At 31.7% G+C, this 18,619-nt stretch carries 13 protein-coding genes and 2 pseudogenes; 4 read left to right on the top strand and 11 right to left on the bottom strand.

Going from position 1 to position 18,619, the window contains the following annotated elements; all coding sequences use genetic code 11:
- Positions 1 to 6: 6 nt before the first annotated feature.
- The 5 genes from Q0998_RS16215 to Q0998_RS16195 form a co-directional block, all read right to left on the bottom strand.
- Positions 7 to 1,668 carry a pyruvate dehydrogenase complex dihydrolipoamide acetyltransferase gene (locus Q0998_RS16215; RefSeq protein WP_299671724.1) on the bottom strand — a complete coding sequence of 554 codons (1,662 nt, stop codon included), beginning with the start codon at positions 1,666 to 1,668 and terminating at the stop codon, positions 7 to 9.
- A 3-nt stretch (positions 1,669 to 1,671) separates the two neighbouring features.
- On the bottom strand, positions 1,672 to 2,661 hold the full coding sequence (gene pdhA / locus Q0998_RS16210) for a pyruvate dehydrogenase (acetyl-transferring) E1 component subunit alpha (RefSeq protein ID WP_299671722.1): 990 nt from the start codon (positions 2,659 to 2,661) through the stop codon (positions 1,672 to 1,674).
- A 124-nt stretch (positions 2,662 to 2,785) separates the two neighbouring features.
- The gene (locus tag Q0998_RS16205) at positions 2,786 to 3,460 is read right to left on the bottom strand and encodes a hypothetical protein (protein ID WP_299671720.1); all 675 of its coding nucleotides are present in this window, start codon (positions 3,458 to 3,460) and stop codon (positions 2,786 to 2,788) included.
- Positions 3,461 to 3,538: 78 nt separating this feature from the next.
- Entirely contained in the window at positions 3,539 to 4,207 is a 669-nt protein-coding gene (locus tag Q0998_RS16200) for a M15 family metallopeptidase (RefSeq protein ID WP_299671718.1), read from the bottom strand.
- Between the two features lie 26 nt (positions 4,208 to 4,233).
- Positions 4,234 to 5,004 carry a DUF1206 domain-containing protein gene (locus Q0998_RS16195; RefSeq protein ID WP_299671716.1) on the bottom strand — a complete coding sequence of 257 codons (771 nt, stop codon included), beginning with the start codon at positions 5,002 to 5,004 and terminating at the stop codon, positions 4,234 to 4,236.
- A 104-nt stretch (positions 5,005 to 5,108) separates the two neighbouring features.
- Here Q0998_RS16195 and Q0998_RS16190 point away from each other — a divergent pair, with 104 nt between their 5' ends.
- Entirely contained in the window at positions 5,109 to 5,516 is a 408-nt protein-coding gene (locus tag Q0998_RS16190) for a DUF2721 domain-containing protein (RefSeq protein ID WP_299671714.1), read from the top strand.
- A 904-nt stretch (positions 5,517 to 6,420) separates the two neighbouring features.
- On the opposite strand, the gene Q0998_RS16185 is transcribed toward Q0998_RS16190, so the two are convergent.
- The gene (locus Q0998_RS16185; RefSeq protein ID WP_299671712.1) at positions 6,421 to 6,774 is read right to left on the bottom strand and encodes a helix-turn-helix domain-containing protein; all 354 of its coding nucleotides are present in this window, start codon (positions 6,772 to 6,774) and stop codon (positions 6,421 to 6,423) included.
- Positions 6,764 to 6,880 (bottom strand): annotated as a pseudogene (locus tag Q0998_RS16180) (type II toxin-antitoxin system HigB family toxin); the annotation flags it as partial. The pseudogene Q0998_RS16180 and the gene Q0998_RS16185, both read right to left, overlap by 11 nt.
- Here Q0998_RS16180 and Q0998_RS16175 point away from each other — a divergent pair.
- Positions 6,881 to 6,994, top strand: a pseudogene (locus Q0998_RS16175) (ATP-binding protein); the annotation flags it as partial.
- Positions 6,995 to 7,270: 276 nt separating this feature from the next.
- Here Q0998_RS16175 and Q0998_RS16170 read toward each other — a convergent pair.
- On the bottom strand, positions 7,271 to 9,334 hold the full coding sequence (locus Q0998_RS16170; RefSeq protein WP_299671710.1) for a response regulator: 2,064 nt from the start codon (positions 9,332 to 9,334) through the stop codon (positions 7,271 to 7,273).
- 159 nt (positions 9,335 to 9,493) lie between these two features.
- Between Q0998_RS16170 and Q0998_RS16165 the strand changes: the two genes are divergently transcribed.
- Positions 9,494 to 14,056, top strand: coding sequence for a PKD domain-containing protein (locus Q0998_RS16165; RefSeq protein ID WP_299671709.1), 4,563 nt, complete (start codon positions 9,494 to 9,496; stop codon positions 14,054 to 14,056).
- Positions 14,057 to 14,081: 25 nt separating this feature from the next.
- On the top strand, positions 14,082 to 14,249 hold the full coding sequence (locus Q0998_RS16160; protein ID WP_299671707.1) for a hypothetical protein: 168 nt from the start codon (positions 14,082 to 14,084) through the stop codon (positions 14,247 to 14,249).
- Positions 14,250 to 14,941: 692 nt separating this feature from the next.
- Here Q0998_RS16160 and Q0998_RS16155 read toward each other — a convergent pair.
- The 3 genes from Q0998_RS16155 to tsaD form a co-directional block, all read right to left on the bottom strand.
- Positions 14,942 to 15,427 carry a hypothetical protein gene (locus Q0998_RS16155; protein WP_299671705.1) on the bottom strand — a complete coding sequence of 162 codons (486 nt, stop codon included), beginning with the start codon at positions 15,425 to 15,427 and terminating at the stop codon, positions 14,942 to 14,944.
- A 158-nt stretch (positions 15,428 to 15,585) separates the two neighbouring features.
- Entirely contained in the window at positions 15,586 to 17,442 is a 1,857-nt protein-coding gene (locus Q0998_RS16150; RefSeq protein WP_299671703.1) for an LTA synthase family protein, read from the bottom strand.
- A 3-nt stretch (positions 17,443 to 17,445) separates the two neighbouring features.
- Positions 17,446 to 18,471 (bottom strand): tRNA (adenosine(37)-N6)-threonylcarbamoyltransferase complex transferase subunit TsaD, encoded by a 1,026-nt coding sequence (gene tsaD / locus Q0998_RS16145; protein ID WP_299671701.1) that lies wholly within the window; start codon positions 18,469 to 18,471, stop codon positions 17,446 to 17,448.
- Between the last annotated feature and the right edge of the window lie 148 nt (positions 18,472 to 18,619).

Below are 18,619 nucleotides of genomic sequence, written 5' to 3'. Positions count from 1 at the left end.
AAAATCTTAAGCTAACATCGTAACAGGATTTTCTATAAATGTCTTTAATGTTTGTAAAAATTGAGCTCCAACAGCACCATCAACTGTTCTGTGATCGCAAGTTAAAGTCAGTTTCATAGTGTTCCCAACAACAATTTGTCCGTTTTTAACAACTGGTTTTTCAACAATTGCACCCACAGATAATATTGCAGAATTTGGTTGATTGATAATTGAAGTAAAATTATCGATACCAAACATTCCTAAATTAGAAACGGTAAACGTACTTCCTTGCATTTCTGCAGGAGAAATTTTCTTGTTTCTTGCTTTTCCTGCCAAATCTCTAACAGAGGCTCCAATTTGAGTTAAACTCATGTGATTGGTATGTTTTACAACAGGAACTAATAAACCTTCATCTACAGCAACCGCTACACCAACATGAATATGACTGTGATAGACCGTATTGTCATTTGTCCAAGAAGTATTTACTTGTGGATGTTTTTGCAAAGACATTGCACAAGCTTTTACAATCATATCATTAAAAGACACTTTTGTATCTGGAATTGCATTGATGGTTTTTCTAGAAGCCATTGCATTGTCCATATCTACTTCAATATTTAAACTGAAGTCTGGTGCAGTAAATTTAGAATTCCCTAAAGATTTTGCAATTGCTTTACGCATTTGCGAGTTCTTAACTTCTTCTGATTTTTCTTCACCAGCTGCAGCAAATGGAATTGCAGGAGTAGTAGCTTCCTTTTTGGAAGCAGTTTCCGCAGGCTTTGCAGAAGGCGTATAATTTTCTACATCTTTTTTAATAATTCTTCCGTTTTCACCAGAACCAGAAACATCGGCCAAATTGATTCCTTTGTCAGAAGCAATTTTCTTTGCCAATGGAGAAGCAAAAATTCGTCCGCCAGTATTGTGTGTTGTTGTATTTTCGGTTGAAGATTTCGTTTCCTCAACATTTTCTTCTTTTTGCTCGGTTTTTGGGGCTGATTTTTTTTCTGAAGATGTATCTTCTTTTGAAACGCCTCTAGCCACAATTGCCGAAACATCTGTTCCTGTAGGACCAATAATAGTTAATAAACTATCAACAGGTGCGGTTTCACCTTCTTGAACACCAATGTATAAAATGGTTCCTTCATAGAAACATTCAAATTCCATTGTTGCTTTATCCGTTTCAATTTCTGCTAAAATATCGCCTTCTTCAACTTTATCACCCACTTTTTTCAACCAAGTAGCAACAGTTCCGTCTGTCATTGTATCACTAAGACGTGGCATTGTAATCACTTCAACTCCAGCAGGTATTTCTTGGTCTGCGCTTGCAGCATCATTAGAATCTGAACTTTCAGAAGATTTCTCTTCTTTGCTTTCTTCCTTTTTTGCGTCTGGCTTTTCTTCAGTTTTCTCTTCAGCAGCGTCTTCACCACTTAAAAGAGCAGAGATATCTTCACCTTCATCACCAATAATAGCAAGTAAGGTGTCTACTGGCGAAGTTTCACCTTCCTGAACACCAATGTGCAATAAAACACCTTCGTGGAAAGATTCAAATTCCATCGTAGCTTTATCGGTTTCGATTTCTGCTAAAATATCGCCTTCTTCAATTTTATCTCCAACTTTCTTCAACCATTGCGCCACAACACCTTCTTCCATGGTGTCACTTAAACGCGGCATATTTATAACTGTAGCCATATTTTAACTTATAAAAGGATAATCTTCTTGTTCATAAACCATATCATACAATTGTTGCGTTTCTGGATATGGAGATTCCTCTGCGAATTTCTCACATTCTTTCACCATTTCTTTTACTTCTTTGTCAATTGCCGTAATTTCTTCTTGAGTAGCGTATTTTTTTTCTAAAATAATATCTTTTATTTGTGTAATAGGATCTATTTTCTTGTACTCTTCTACTTCGTCTTTGGTTCTATAATGTTGTGCATCAGACATTGAATGCCCTCTATATCTGTAGGTTTTCATTTCTAAGAAAGTAGGGCCGTCTCCACGTCTTGCTCTTTGTATGGCTTCGTCTACAGCTTCTGCTACCTTAATAGGATTCATTGCATCTACAGGACCACAAGGCATTTCGTATCCCAAACCTAATTTCCAAATATCTGTATGGTTTGCAGTTCTACCAACAGAAGTTCCCATGGCGTATCCGTTATTTTCCACAATAAAAACTACGGGCAATTTCCACAACATTGCCATGTTAAAAGCTTCGTGTAGAGAACCTTGTCTTGCAGCACCATCACCAAAACAGGTTAGTGTAACTGCGTCATTTCCTTTATATTTATCTGCGAAAGCAAGACCAGCACCTAATGGTATTTGTCCACCAACAATTCCATGACCACCATAAAAACGAAATTCTTTAGAAAAAATATGCATCGAACCCCCCATTCCTTTAGAAGTTCCTGTTACTTTTCCAAACAACTCTGCCATTACCTTTTTAGGATCTTCTCCCATACCAATTGGCTGTACATGATTTCTATAGGCAGTAATCATTTTGTCTTTAGACAAGTCCATCGCATGCAATGCACCGGCTAAAATTGCTTCTTGCCCATTGTACAAGTGTAAGAAACCTCTTACTTTTTGTTGAATGTAAACAGAAGCCAATTTGTCTTCGAACTTACGCCAGAAAAACATGTCTTTGTACCAATCTAAATAGGTTTGTTTGGTGATTTTTTTCATTCTAGTAATAATTGTTTGTTGAGATTATTTTTCTTAAAATTTAATAATCGAGCTACAAAAATAACTGTTTTGGATGAATAAAAAAATGGGAAAGGAGTATTTTAATACAAAATTTAGAGAATACTTATTTATCCTTAGCAATAACAATGGTTGCCTTCGCATCTGTGGCTAAATTCCACTCATTTGAAGAGAGCAACATGCCTGCATCATTATACACTTTAAAAGCGGCAGTATTAGGACCTGAAGTACCTTGGTTAAGCGCAACAAATGATATTTTATTTAAACCAACTTCTAGCGGAATTGAAAAACTTTGGTAACGCTGTGTTAACAGTATATTAGAAACAACAGCAATGTTATTAACCATAATAGTAACTCGATCTCCGTCAGGATATTGAAAATCTCTACAAATGATATTTACACTTTTAGAATTGGTTCTAAAACTCCCTAAATCTTGGTCTATTTTCGGATAGATATACTGCCCATTTATTTTCTTGAACGCTTTTAGAAAACGGGCTTCACTGATTTGTTTCTGAGTAATGATGCCTTTGTTATTTAATTGATCTTCTTCTTGCTTCTTTTTTAATTTCTCTTGCTCTTTATCGTATGCTTTTTTAAAGCCATCGTTTCCGTCTAACGCTATAGATTTTGGTTTTTCTGTAGCTTTAGAGTTTTTTACAACAAGTGCCTTTATTTTACCTTTTTCTTTAGTACCATTACTTTTATCTAATTGAGAAAAAAGATGTGAAGAAGAAGAAAGTACAAAAATTAAAAGTATAATTATTTTAAAAGAATTTTTCATTTAGATGATTTTCTAACAAATACTAAGCAAATATAATGCCGTTGTAATAAGAAGGCGTTTAGAAATTGTTAAAACTTACTAATCTATAGGAAAATTAAAGTAGGTGTTGCGAAAAGGTTCATTTCTCAAGGTAAAATGCCACCATTCGAATTCGTAAGGTCTAAAATTATTTTTTAACATGATATTTCGTAACAGTAGCCTGTTTTTTCTTTGCGCTTCTGAAATATTTTTATAAAAGGGATGTGATTGAACACCAAAAAAATCATACGGGCTGCCCATATCTAGTTCTTTTTTTGTGTTTAAATTGATGATGGTTAAATCTACTGTACTACCTCTAGAATGACCAGATTTGGAGGCGATATATCCTCTTGAAAAAAGTTCAGACTTTGGTACTTTTGGATAGTATTCCTTTTTCATTAAAGTATCCCCTAAAACCTTTGCCCATTTTACAAAATGATTTACAGCTTGTTGTGGTCTGTAGGCATCAAATATTTTAAGACTCAATCCTTTTTTTTGCAGTGTTTGTTGAATGTTTTTTAAAGATTTTGCTGTTTCTTCAGTTAAGATTAAACAATTGCTTTGATACCCTTCTATTGGTTTTCCGATAAAATTATTGTTAGAAAAATATCTTAGTTCGACTTTTATTGAAGAATCAACATTCTCTAAATATACAAATCCTTTAGGCAATTGGGCTTCGATACTAATAAAAAAACTAAAAATAAAAAGGATAATTATTTTTTTAATCATAAGATTCAAAAGTACTAATTCTGAATTTAATTTAACGAACTAAATCTGGCTAAAAAGTATTGATAAACTCCGTAGCAAATAAAACCTACTGCCATTAATCCCATCAGAATATTTCCCCAAGAAAAAGATTGTAGGAAATTAAACATTCCTTGGATACCTTTAATTTGTTCAGATTCATTTTTTTGCAAGGCCATAAAAACGAAAAAGGCAAAAATTAAGAATGATATGCCACGGGCAATATGACCAAATATCCCTGTTTTTTCAATGACCTGTTTGGAATCTTCGTTCCCAATATTAAGATCATCTAAAAATTTCTTGCTGTAGCCTTTGTATATTTGATACACCCCAACTCCTAGAAGAATTACAGAAACAATATATAAAACAACAACGCCACTAGCTGATTGCAAAAGTGTTTCTGTTGCACTTCGTTTTGTATTTAAATCGGCATTAGAACTTACATCTAAAAAATTTAAAATGGTAGAAGTTGCTAATGCGCCATAAATAATACCACTAAAAAAGTAGCCAATTCTTTTGGCAATGCCAGCTTTATCTGAGCCTTCTTTTTTGCCGTCTAAAAATGCAGAATACAGTTTCCAAAAACTATAGAAATATAATCCTAAGCATAGTAGAATTAATAGGATATTTCCAAAAGTTTGATCTTCTAAAAAAGAAATCACTTCATTTTTACCAGAAATTTTACCACCAGAACCAATAGCGGCTAATAAAGTTAAGAAGCCTAAAATAGAATATACAATTCCCTTTGTGATAATACCAATTTTTCTAATTATTTCTACCATGTTCTAAATTTTCAACAAAACTAGTTTTTATAAATGTTGCGTTTTAATACAATCAAACTAAATATTAATGCATTTGAATTTAATTGTTAATTTTGTCGCTCACTATGGAACAACTTACATTAACTACACCCGCACTTTTATTTTCAGCTATTTCGTTGATAATGCTTGCGTATACAAACAGATTTTTGGCCTACGCAGCTGTCATAAGAAATTTACATGATATTTTTTTAGAAAAAAAAGACGATGCTCTTTTAAGACAAATTAAAAACTTAAAGTTAAGATTAAATCTTACACGATGGATGCAGATTTTTGGTATTTCTAGTTTGCTCTTTTGTGTGGTAACAATGTTTTTAATTTATGTTGGCGAGCAACTCATCGCTGTCTATGTTTTTGGTTTTGCGCTTATTTTATTGATGATTTCTTTGGCACTTTTAATAAAAGAAATTCAGATTTCTGCAGAAGCATTGCAACATCATATTGCAGATATTGAAGAGCATTTAGGAAATAAATAAAGGTTTTCTGGATACCATATTTAAGAGCATTTTCTTACACGGCTTGTATATAGTGTCTTTCTTCTAATTTTAGTTTTTATATACGTTTTGCAACGTTTTTATTCATAATTAGGAATATTCAAACCTAAAATTAAATTTCTGTTTGCTGTCATAATTCCATTTTTCATTTCGAGTTTGATTATTCCAGAGCCACCTCTATTTTTTTTCGATTCTTTTATTTCTTTGATAAGAGTTAGGTCATCCTCGAATACATAGCTATCTATATAGTAAGGTATTGTATTTGGTTCTTTAACATATACATGAATATGTGCTGGCTCTTGAACTTCTGGATAGGATACTGGTCGGAAAGTGTAAAAAGTGTAAAAAGTAAACCTACCATCTTTACCTGTCTTTAGCCATCCTCGGTACTTTCCGTGTTGTTTTTCCCAGCCAATTGGTTTATTACTTGGTTGATAAATTCCGTTGCTGTCAACGTGATACAGATATAATAGAATATTTTCTGCTGGCGTTTTTCCGTCTCTTTGTAATACTGTTCCCGTTATTTTAATTTTAGGGCTATTTTCTTGAAAACCAGGTAAGGTATCAGTTGGTTTTGGTGTTAGATTTAATATCTTAAAATCTAAAGTGCCTTCGCAATCTTGACAAGGTTCACCTACATTTCTTTCGGTTTTAGTTTCAGATTGCCCATTAAAAGAAATGGTAATAAATGTTAGTAGTAGTATACTTATATATTTTTTTATTGTGCTTGATTTTAGCTGTCACAAAGTTGTTATATATGATGAGTTGCGTTGGTTTAGTAGTAAAATTAGTAAATAATTTCTGACCAAGAAAGTCTGCGAGAACTTTCGAAAGTAGGCAAGAAGCAAGTAATAAAGTTTATACAGCTCGGCAACAGGCTTTTCCGTTAATATTCCTGAACTAATACTTCGGTAGGAATTTGCAAAGTGGCACTTAATTTTCTAATCATATTTAACGTCAACTTGCGTTTTCGGTTTAGGATTTCACTTACTCGACTCGTAAAACCAACAACTTCTGCGAGGTCTTTTTGATTCATCCCCATTTGTTTCATTCGGAATTTTATCGCTTCAATAGGGTCGGGTATACCCATTGGATAATGTTCGTCCTCGTATTTTTCGATTAGGATTGACAGCACTTCCGCCTCGTCATCTGGCGTTTCCTTATCAGCTTGGAATATCGATTTTAATCTAACCAATGCTTTGTTGCAATCTTTTTCTGTTTTAATTGCTTTAATTTCCATACCAGATAGTATTTACATCAATGTTATCGTATTCTTTGTGAGTTCCAATAAAAAGTATAAATACCCATTTACGAGGGTAATTTATCTCAACTATTAATCGGTATTTTTAAAAGTGTCTAGAACTATTGCTGACTTAGCAAATACGAAAGATATTTCTCCTGATCATATTGCAGAAGCTATTCAATATAGAAGTTTGGATAGAGAAGGTTGGTTGGGGTGAAGATTCTTGTTTTTACGCACCCAATTTAAAGTTTAGAAAAAAATTATTGAATGATCGTTTAACAGCAACATTACAGTGGCAAAATATAGATGTGTTTTCTTTAAAACAATGAATAACGCATTACAACTTCAAGACCCAATCAGTTTTTACAACCACAAACTATGTGTATGAAGTTAAAATGATTGTATTAAGCTATCTTATACCTTCAATACTGTTAAAAAACATATTGAAATTTATTGATAGTGAGTTTAGGGAACGTGAGTTTTAAGATTTAATTTAAACATCACTAAAAGGAACTTTCCCAAAACGTTCTTTATAGATTTTAGAAAAATGAGAAGTATGTAAATAACCCACTTCCAAAGAAACTGATTTCAAAGAAGTAAAAGTATTTGAATTGATTAATTTGTAAGCTTTTTGCAATTTTACTTCAGTAATCAATTCTTTGGGAGTAAGACCTGTTTCACTTTTTATTTTTCTGTTTAAAGTACTTCTCGACATTAAAAAATACTCAGCAATATCATCATTATTCAGTTTGATATTATTACAATTGTTAAGTACATATTTTTCTACTTTGGTAATCCATTCACTTTTTACAACTTCTTTTTCTGAAATATTGGTTTTTTTTAAGAAATCACTTCTTTTTTGATGATTATGCAAAGCGTTTTTTATTCGAATAAGTAATTCTTCTTTTTCAAAAGGTTTGCTCATAAAATCGTCTATTCCCAAACGCAAAACTTCTAATTTACTTTCTCTATCTGTCTTTGCCGTTAGCATTAAAATAGGCGTATCTATTTGAATTTCTTTTACTCTTTTTATAAAATCTATACCGTTTAAGATAGGCATCATATTATCGGTTAGAATAAAATCGATCGTATGCTTTGACAGCATGTTCAGCGCTTCTATTCCGTTTTCTGCTTCTAAACAGTTGTATTCTTTTAAAATAGACTTTAAATACATTCGCATCTCAAAATTGTCATCAACTACTAAAATATTTTTTTGAGTAGTATCTGTAAAAAAGTTGTCTTCTTTCTCTTGAAAAATATCTATTGATGATTTTTTAGCTTTAGGTATGTGCTTTAATAAAGGTAGTTTAATTGAAAAAACACTTCCTTCATTTAATTTGCTTTCAATGCGTAAAAGACCATCATGAAATTGAATAATTTCCTTACTGAAAGCTAATCCAATTCCACTTCCACCAGCTTTATTTATACTGTTATTTACTTGATAAAAACGATTGGAGATTAAGTTGATATCATCTTTTGGAATTCCAATTCCTGAATCTTTAACAGATAAAATAACACTTTTTTTTTCTTGATACAAAGCTATAAAAATACTGCCTTTTTTTGGTGTATATTTTATTGCATTTATAATAATATTATTAATGGCTCTTTCTAAAAAAAGTTTATCAATATTTACAAAAAAAATATTTTTGTGCATGGAAAAATTCATCATTATTTCTTTCTGAATAGCCAAAGGTTGAAAAGAAGTAAATATCTTGTATATCAAATCATTTAATGAAGACTCCTTCTTATTTAGCGTAAAGTTTGTATCTTTCATTCTAGCCAAATCTAAAACATCATCTACAATTTTTTTAACCTTATTAATTTGCTTATTTACAGCATTTTTTACATATAAAATAGTAGAATTTTTAGCACCTTCTTCAAGATTATCGAGTTCACCTTTCATTAGAGTTAATGGTGTTCTCACTTCATGTGAAACATTAATGAAAAATTGAGATTGAAAATCATTTAAATTCTCCAATTCTTTTCTTTTTGATTCTAATAACGCTTCATTCAACAGGTTTTCTCTTTTAAAGTGTTGCACTATAAAAAAGAAAGCAAAAAATTGTAATAAAATTAATAAAGGAGTACCAAAAGTACCTTCAGGATAAATGGACAAAAAATTAGTGGGAATAATAAATAACAGATAAGAAATTAAAAATGTAGCATATAAAATGTACTTATTGTTGATAAAAAGCAATAAAAAAACTGGAATTAAAATATAAAAATATTCTACATATATGCCTCTTTCAGTAACATTACAGAACATAAAAACCCCATAAAATAACAAAAAGTAAAATAACGCAATTGCTTGTTTATGGAGCTTCCTGTACTGTAAAAAAACAATAATCCCAATGCCAATAAACAGGCTTAAATGTGTTAATAATTGAGCAATAGGGCCATCAATTAAAATAGCATCTTTTACAAAAAAAACAACTTCAATTATTAACCAGTTAAAACAAAAAATATTTAGCAATCGAATACGTTTTTTTTCCTGTTTTACTAAAGTGTCAGTAATACCAATATTCTTAAAATTTTTATAGAGTTCTTTAATATTCATGAAAAGCTACTATTATAAGCTGTTTTCATCAAAAATAAAAAACTAAGATATAAAATAAGGTTATTTATAGGTTTAAAAACAAAAATGACACAAAATTGACTGCGATTGACACAAAATTGATTAATGAAAAAATGATTTTTGCACAAAATATGAATTACGATGTATAAGCCTACTTTAATAACTGTATTGCTTTTTTTTATAGCGACCAACTGTTTAGCGCAAATATCAGATTTAGTGACAAGTACTGACACTAATGTTTTTACAGAGAATGAAATTTTATTTAATTATCTATCTCTAGATGGAACAAAGTTTCATGGGGATTTTGGAGACGGAAATACATCAACAGCCCAAAATTCATCACATTCTTACAGTAATGTTGGTAATTATGCAGTCTCATTATCAGTTACTGATGTGTTAGGCAATACCAAGCATATTGCAAAAGAAAAATTTATTAAAGTTTCTAATCCAACAGCTAATTTTTCAAGCAATGGTGTCGATGATAAAAATGTTTCAGGAAATACACCTTTTACAGTTAATTTTACTGACACTTCTACAGATAATGGCTCTGCAATAGTTAGTAGGCTTTGGAATTTTGGAGATGGTAACACATCAACAGCACAAAACCCAACACATACTTATACAGATCTAGCTAAATTTACAGTTGCTTTAACAGTTACTAATGGGTTTGGAACCGATTCTATTCATAAATTTATTAGAGTTTTGCCTAAACCTATTTCACCACCAACAGGAAACCCAACTCAAATTTTTGTTGGAGATGATAAAACAATCGCAGATTTAACCGTAAACGGAACAGCCATAAAATGGTATGATGCATATACAGATGGCAATGTATTACCAACAACCACCTTGTTAACAGACAATACAATCTATTATGCTTCACAAACAATAAATACATTTGAAAGTTTTAGACTCGCTGTAACTACAAAACAAATTAGTAGTGCCATACAAAGTGTAGAGCCAGGAAGTACTGTAGCTGATTTAACGGCCAACCCAAGTACAAATAACACTATAAAATGGTATACCTCACCTTCTGGGGGAACAGCCTTAATAGGAACAGAAACATTAACAACAGGTACGTATTATATAGATCAAACAGCACCTACAACCATTACAACTTTAGCTACTGGTTTAGGTGCTAGAGGTCATTTGGACATACAAGCAGATGGACAATTATTAATAGCCAATGGAAGCGATTTAAAAATAGCAAACCCAGATGGTTCTAATATTCGTACGCTTTCCACTCAAAATGCTGAATCCATTGCTGTTCAGTCTGATGGTAAAATTTTAATTCGTGTGGGTAATATTTTTTCTGCTAGTGTAGTAAGACTAAATGCAGATGGTACAAATCCTATTACATTAGCTAGTGGTCTTAAATTTCAGTATTTAGAAGAAGATGTAGATGGTAGAATTCTGTTGACAAATCAATTTGATAATGATACAGCTGGATTGCAAAGAATAGATGCAGATGGAAGCAATCTATTTGAACCATATGGTATACGTGGTTTACCTAGTGTAGCTGGTCTTGCATTAGGGAATGATGGCCATATGTTAATCTTAAATGAACATAACCAAGTATTAGAAAAATTGTTTTTTGGCGTTAAAGAAGTGATACCTTTTGTTTCGTGGTTCTATGGTTCTTTTGCATTGGCTGTAGCCCCCAATGATTTGATATATGTATATCGTCAAACTCGTAGTGATCTAGAATTGATACGATACAACGAAACTACAGAAGAAGTTACACAAGTAGCTACTGTTGCTACTCTTGAACGTCCTAGAGGGATGGTTGTAGATGCAAATGGTGCAATTATTCTTTTTGAAAACAGTCAAGATTTAAAAAAAGTTGTAGAAAGTTATACTTCTAATAGAGTGGCAGTAGAAGTAGTTGCTGTTACTGAGCCTTCTGGTTTAACTACCCAGATTTTTGCGGGAGATGATAAAACAGTTGCAGATTTATCAGTTACTGGAACAGCTATAAAATGGTATTTAGCAGCTACAGGAGGTACTGCATTATCTACATCAACATTACTAACAGACAATACCATTTATTATAGCTCACAAACTATAAGTGGTGCAGAAAGTATAGCTCGTTTTGCAGTAACCGCAAAACGAATTAGCGATAAAGTACAAGTATTACCTAACAATACAGTAGACGATTTAGCAGCAACACCAACAACAAACTTCACAGCAAAATGGTATGAAGCAGCTTCTGGAGGTACAGCATTAAGCAATTCAGCAGCATTAACAGAAAGCACTTATTATGTAGAACAATTTAAACCGATAACTGCAACTTCTTTAGGTAGTGGTTTTGGAGGAGTAAGAGGTGTAGCCGTACAAAGTGATGGTAAAATTTTAGTGGTTGATGGCAATAATAGAGATATAAAAAGAATGAATGCAGATGGCTCTAATTTGACAACTTTAGTTTCCTCTGGTTTAAGTAATCCTTATGGTATTACAGTTTTGCAAGATGGTAAAATTATTGTAGCAGATTTAAGTGGTAATGAAATTGTTAGATATGATGCAGATGGAACTAACAAAACCGTTCTTGGTTCTGGCTTTAGTGGTCCTTCTGATGTAGCAGTAGATGCTGATGGTAAAATAATAATTTCAGATAGAGGTAATGATGTTATTAAAAGAATGGACGCAGATGGAACTAATATTGTAACGTTAGCCAGTTTTAACACGCCTTATGGCGTTGCTATACAAAGCGATGGTAAAATTCTGGTAACAGAAAATAATGGAACAACTATAAAAAGAATGGATGCAGATGGTTCTAATATTGTTTCTTTAGGTAGTGGATTTAGTTCTCCAAGGTATTTAGAACAAGAAGCAGATGGCAATATTTTAATTGCAGATTCTGGTAATAATGTAGTAAAAAGAATGAGTGTAGGTGGTACTACAATAACCACTGTAACCAACACAAGTCTTAGTGCACGTGTTTTTGGAATTGCCATAGAAGCAGATGGTAACTTTTTAGTGTCAAATTCATTAACTTCTGCAACAAACATCAAAAGAATTATAGCTGAAGAAACCTCAAATAGAGTAACAGTAGAAGTTTCTTTTGTAAATACTTGGTTAGGTGTTACAGACAATACTTGGTTTACAGCAGCAAATTGGAGTGGAGGCGTGCCAACCATTAGTTTAAATACAGTTATTCCTGCTGGCACACCAAACAATCCTATGATTAATTTAGGCTTAAATGAAATGAATGATTTAACAATAGATGCTGGAGCTACTTTAGAGATAACACCTACAGGAACATTAACCATAAAAGGAAATTTAACAAATAACGGAACATTCACTATAAAATCTGATGCTACGGACAATGGTTCTTTAATTCTAGAAGGCACACAAACAGGAACAGGAAATGTACAATATACTAGATATGTAACAGCAACAGTAAATCCAGCAGATGCAGAAGGTTGGCATTTTTTATCCTCACCTGTAAATGGACAAAATATTAGTGATTTTAAAAACGATGTGATAACAAGTGGTAACAAATATGCAGTAGCAACTTATGATAATAGTTTAGCCACAAATCGTTATAATTATTACACAGACAATTCTGGTGCAAATGATATAGATGTTGCAGGAATCTTTTTAAAAGGAAAAGGATATTCAGTAAAAAGAACAACTGCTGGTACATTTAATTTTTCTGGAACTTTATTTACAGAACCTGTACCAATTGCAATTACAGATAATAGTGGAGGAGTTGGCAATAAATGGAATTTAATAGGAAATCCGTTTGCATCAGCCATCAATTTAAATGATGATGCACACGCAACCAATAATTTTTTAACGGTTAATGCAAACAAATTAGACCCTACAAAAGTGGCTATTTATCAATGGAATGCAAGCACAGCTTCTTATGATATTTATAATCATGCAACTGGAAGTACAAGATTTATTGCACCAGGACAAGGATTTTTTGTAAATGCTATTGATGGAGGAGAAACCATCACTTTTACAGAGGCTTTGCAAACGCATCAAACAGGAAATATATTTTCTAAAAGCGAAAACATAAATCCAGAAATTAATTTATCTATTACAGATAATACATCTACAAGAAAAACACATATTAAATATTTTGATAACTCAACAACAGATTTAGATATTGGTTATGATGCAGGTGTGTTTCAAGCAGCTTCAAATTCATTTAACGTTTTTACACATTTAGTTTCGGGTAGTGAAGGTGTAGATTTTGCTTTACAATGTTTGCCAAACCATGATTATGAGAATATGATAATCCCAGTTGGGATGAATTTAGAAGCAGATACAACAGTTACAATTTCTATAGAATCTCTGAATCTTCCATTAGAAATTGAGGTCTATTTAGAAGACAAACAAAACAATACTTTTACTAATTTGAATGATGAAAATTATATGTTTACAAGTACATCAACAATAAACGGAATTGGGCGTTTCTTTTTGCGTACTACTTTACAAGTACTAGATGTTGATAATTTTGCTTTAGAAAATATTAGTATATATAAATCATCAAAAGACAATTTAAGAATTGTTGGAGTACAGAATGGAAAAGCAAAATTGACATTGTTTGATCTTTTAGGTAAGCAAATTTTAGCAACAAATTTTATGGCAAACGGTGTTAATAATGTTACACTTCCATATTTAAAAACTGGAATTTATTTGGTACAATTACAATCAAAAAAAGGAACTAAAACAAAGAAAATAAATATAGAATAATAACGAGAATTTAAAAGATATTAAAATGAAACATCAAAAAAATACTTTAGAAGATATTTCTCGTAAAGAAGCATTAAAAAAAATTGGAAACTATGGTAAATATGCCACTTTAACAGCTTTAGGTACTTATTTAATTTTGAATCCACAGAAAGCACAAGCTTCAAGTCCTGAATCTCCTGGTAGTGGGTTTTAAGAATTGGTTCTATTTTAATATTACCTCCTCATTCTATAATATAATAAATGTATCTTTAGTTGGTTCACTAAAATTATCTCGATTAGACATTCTGTTTCTGAGTTTCTTAAACTACTGGCAACGTGTTTTTGTATGGAAAGTTGCGGTTTTGTGTGCGAGGATTTTCCGTAGGAAAATTAGATGTAGCAAGCTATCAATTGCCTTTGGTTAAGCATTCATTTAGCATGTCTTTATATATGTTGTGTGTGCCCAGCATGGGCATCTTTAATTTATCGAAAGGTAAATAATTAATCTAGAGGGTGCAAGTCCCTTATGGGTAGGGGCAACCCTTCGGCTTCGCTCAGGACAGGCTCTCTGAAGCATTAGTAAGTCACAAGGTTGTTAACCGTGAGGTTAGGACTGAAGACTATTTGCAATTGATTAATGAGCAAATACCGACTACAAAATCTGGTACTGATAAGCAGGAATTGTATAGCAAGTGGAGAAAGTGAACAAGAATAAAAAGATGAATGCTTAGTGATGGTTTAACACAAAATATACACATAAAATCGAAAAGATAACACGCAGCACTTCTTTATAAGTAACTCTCAAAACCTCGATTTCCCCCTTATCTAAAAACTTCCCAGATTAGTCAACAAAATATATAGCGTTGGCCTATCAGCACGCCATATACTTAGTTGTTGGTGATAGTTTTATTCAGTTATCCATGGGGCAAATAAAATGGACTTCTTGCTCCTTTTTGTTCTAAAAATGTCAATTATGTTTATTTCACCATATATTAATTTTTCAGAGGAGTTATTAATTAAATAGTAATCCGTTTTTGTAATTTTCTCTTTTGATAAATAAATATCTTTTCGTATTGAACCAGTCAAAAATTGTTTGAAATAACTTTTAGATTTAGCAGAACTTGGAAATTTTTTTTGAATGAAGATTTCAATTCCGTCATCAATAAAAAAATCGGACAATCCTTTAAAAAATTCAATTCTAAATTTCAATTTTCCATTTGAATCAGAATCTAACTCTATTCTAATATAATCCTTTTCGAAATCACTCGAAATTTTGATGTTTTTAAAATCAATTTTATTAGTAATGTTTTTGTTTACACTATTGAATAATTCAAATGTAGTTTTTGAAAGTTCAGTTTTTGCTTTGTTAATAAAGGTGTTTTTATGTGTCATGTCAAAATTATCACCAACTCCTAATAAAGTGAATTAAAATTTATTTTATCAGAAGTTAGCTAAGTTATGTTTTTTCTAATTTAGAAACAAATCTAACTAAGAAACTAGATATGCACCACAATATTGTAGATACAGAAGAGAAGTTGAAAGGAAAAAATTTATTTTCGATCTAAAAAATCTTGGTAAGCGTTTTGTATAATCGCTTTTCCTAAAGAATCTAAAGCAGCTGTGTTGCTTCCTTCTTCTAAAATGGCTTTTTTACTTGTAAAGTCATACACAAATATGCCGTCTTTAGTCAAGGTACCAAAACCATTGTTAAAAATATAGTGTACGTATTGTTCTTCTGAAGTATTGAATAAATTTTTACTAAAAGTAAATTCAGAAGTATCTCCTTTTAGTAAATCGAGTAGGGTGTAAGGAAAATCAACTTGACTTGAAATAGTATTTACTTCGATGCCTTTTTTATGCAAAGCACCACCTAGCCAAAGCATCGGGATTTTAAATTTTTTCGGCGAATTAAAAGTCTCTGCATGTTTTGGTAAACTATGTCCATGATCTGGCATGATAACAATCAGCGTATTTTTATACCAAGGTTGTTTTTTTGAAAAGGCAATAAACGCTCCAATTATTTTGTCTGTATATGCGTGTGCACTTCGAAATTTATTTTCTTCAGTATCTTTTCCAAACTTATAATCTCCTAAAATTTCAAAAGGTTCGTGGCTAGTTAAGGTGAGTGCAATTTTAAAAAAGGGTGTTTGTTGTTTACCTTTTAAATCTTTTTCAAAACGTTTCATAAAAATATGATCATGTGCTCCCCATTTAGAGTTCCAATCTTTTTTATCAAAATCACTGCCTTCCACAAAATCTGTAATTCCAGCATTTCGGAGATAGGTATTCATGTTTCCAAAATTTAAATCGCCACCATGATAAAAAGAAGTTTTGTACCCTAAATCCATCATTTTTTGAGGCAACATGGGCAAACTTCTGGTTTTATTCGGCATTTTCATAATGCTTTTTGTTGGCTGTGGATAATAGCCACTTAGAATCGCAGGAATTCCTTTGTCGGTTCTATCGCCATTGGCATAAAAATTAGTGAATAAAATACCTTCTTTAGAAAGCCTATTTAGATTTTCTGTAACATGAGGTTCTCCACCTAGAGAACCAACCACTTTTGCTGTAAGGCTTTCCCAGATAATTAAAATTACATTGGGTTTAGCGGTGTTTAAAATATGATCTGTATTGGCTGCTAATAATTTATTTCTTCTTTTATTGATGGTATTTTTTGCAACTTCATCACTAAAAAATACATACGGATTTGTAGTATCTGTATTATGAGATAATGTGTTGAAAAAATTCCAAACAAAATTGTTCGAGGCATGATTTGCAAACATTTTATTTGAAAAGTACACATTACTTTGATTTACAGGAATGGTTTGTAAACCACCTCTTAAAGGAATTATTAATGCAGCTGTAATGAAAAGAAAAATTGGTGTTTCTAACCAATTGCCAGTATGTACATTTTTAACTACTTTATTAATTGTTGTTTTGAATATTTTGATAAATAGAAAAGAGGATAATACCCAAAATACAATTCCAGAAATCATCTGAAAATTAGAAACTGAAGCAATCATAACTTCGGGTGTATTTAAATACGTTAGTAAAGTCGCGTCTAAACGCACGCCCCAAGATTGGTATAAACTGGCATCTATAATTAATAATAGATTGATAAAAATTATTAAAATATACGAATACCACTTTATAAGATTGCCTACTTTTTTGGGATTGATAAATATTGAAAAAATAATCAACAAAAAAGGAATCAAACACAAGTATGCAGCAAAGGAAGCGTCTAATTGAAAACCATACAAGTATGTTTTTAAGGATGTAACGAACCCTAATTCTTGCACTTTATCAAAGTAAAATAATAAAAAGAAGAGACGCGCAAAAACAAAATACACCATCCATAAAATAAAATAGGAAAGATTAAATAAGATTCTGTTTGTAAAGTGTTTCATCTATTACTCGGTAACTTTTAAACGTGCTTTTGCGGTTACCGAAATAGTGGCATACTCTTTATTTAGATATTTTAAATAACCTGTAATTGCTATCATGGCTGCATTGTCTGTTGTGAATTCAAATTTGGGGATGTAAGTTGTCCATCCAAAATGTTTTTCTGCGAGTTGTAAACGGTTTCTAATTTCAGAATTTGCAGAAACGCCACCAGCAATTGCAATATGTTTTATGCCTGTTTGTTTTACAGCATTTTTTAATTTTTCCATTAAAATCTCTACAATCGTAAATTGAATAGAGGCACAGATATCATTTAAGTTTTCTTCAATAAATTTAGGATTTATGCGCTGTTGTCTCTGAATAAAATATAAAATTCCTGTTTTTAAACCGCTAAAACTAAAATCTAAGTCGCCTACTTTTGGTTTTGTAAAAGGAAACGCTTTTGGATTTCCTAATTTTGCATATGTATCAATTAAAGGACCTCCAGGATAGGGTAAACCTAATATTTTTGCAGATTTATCAAACGCTTCACCCACCGCATCGTCTATGGTTTCACCTAAAACTTCCATTTCAAAATGGTTGGCAACTTTTACTATTTGTGTATGACCACCACTTATGGTTAAACAGATAAACGGAAAAGGAGGTATTTTGCTTTCTTCGTCTTTTATAAAATGCGCTAAAATATGCGCCTGCATGTGGTTTACATCTATTAATGGAATTTCTAAACCTAAAGCCAACGATTTTGCAAACGAAGTACCTACTAATAAAGAACCCATTAAACCAGGGCCTTTGGTAAAAGCAATGGCAGACAATGCTTCTTTTGTAATATTTGCTTGTTCTATAGCTTGCTGAACAACTGGTACTATATTTTGTTGATGTGCTCTAGAAGCTAATTCTGGCACAACACCACCATATTTAGAATGTATTTCTTGGTTGGCAACCACATTGCTTAGCACTTTTGCATCACAGATTACAGATGCGCTCGTATCGTCACAAGAAGACTCGATTCCTAAAATATAAATTGGTGTTTTCATTTATAACAATAATATCAATTTTGGCAAAATTAAGTATAATTTTAGGTTGATTTTCCTTTTTTAAGAATAGAAATTTAATTCTTTGTTAAATTTGCACGTTCTTTGTGCAACTTGGCAATATTATTGATTATTTTTCTTTAATTATTAC

The sequence above is a fragment of the uncultured Polaribacter sp. genome, from assembly GCF_947501385.1.
GTDB lineage: Bacteria > Bacteroidota > Bacteroidia > Flavobacteriales > Flavobacteriaceae > Polaribacter.
The sequence above is the reverse complement of the archived record's forward strand: the minus strand, read 5'-3'. Positions and strand labels throughout refer to the sequence as shown.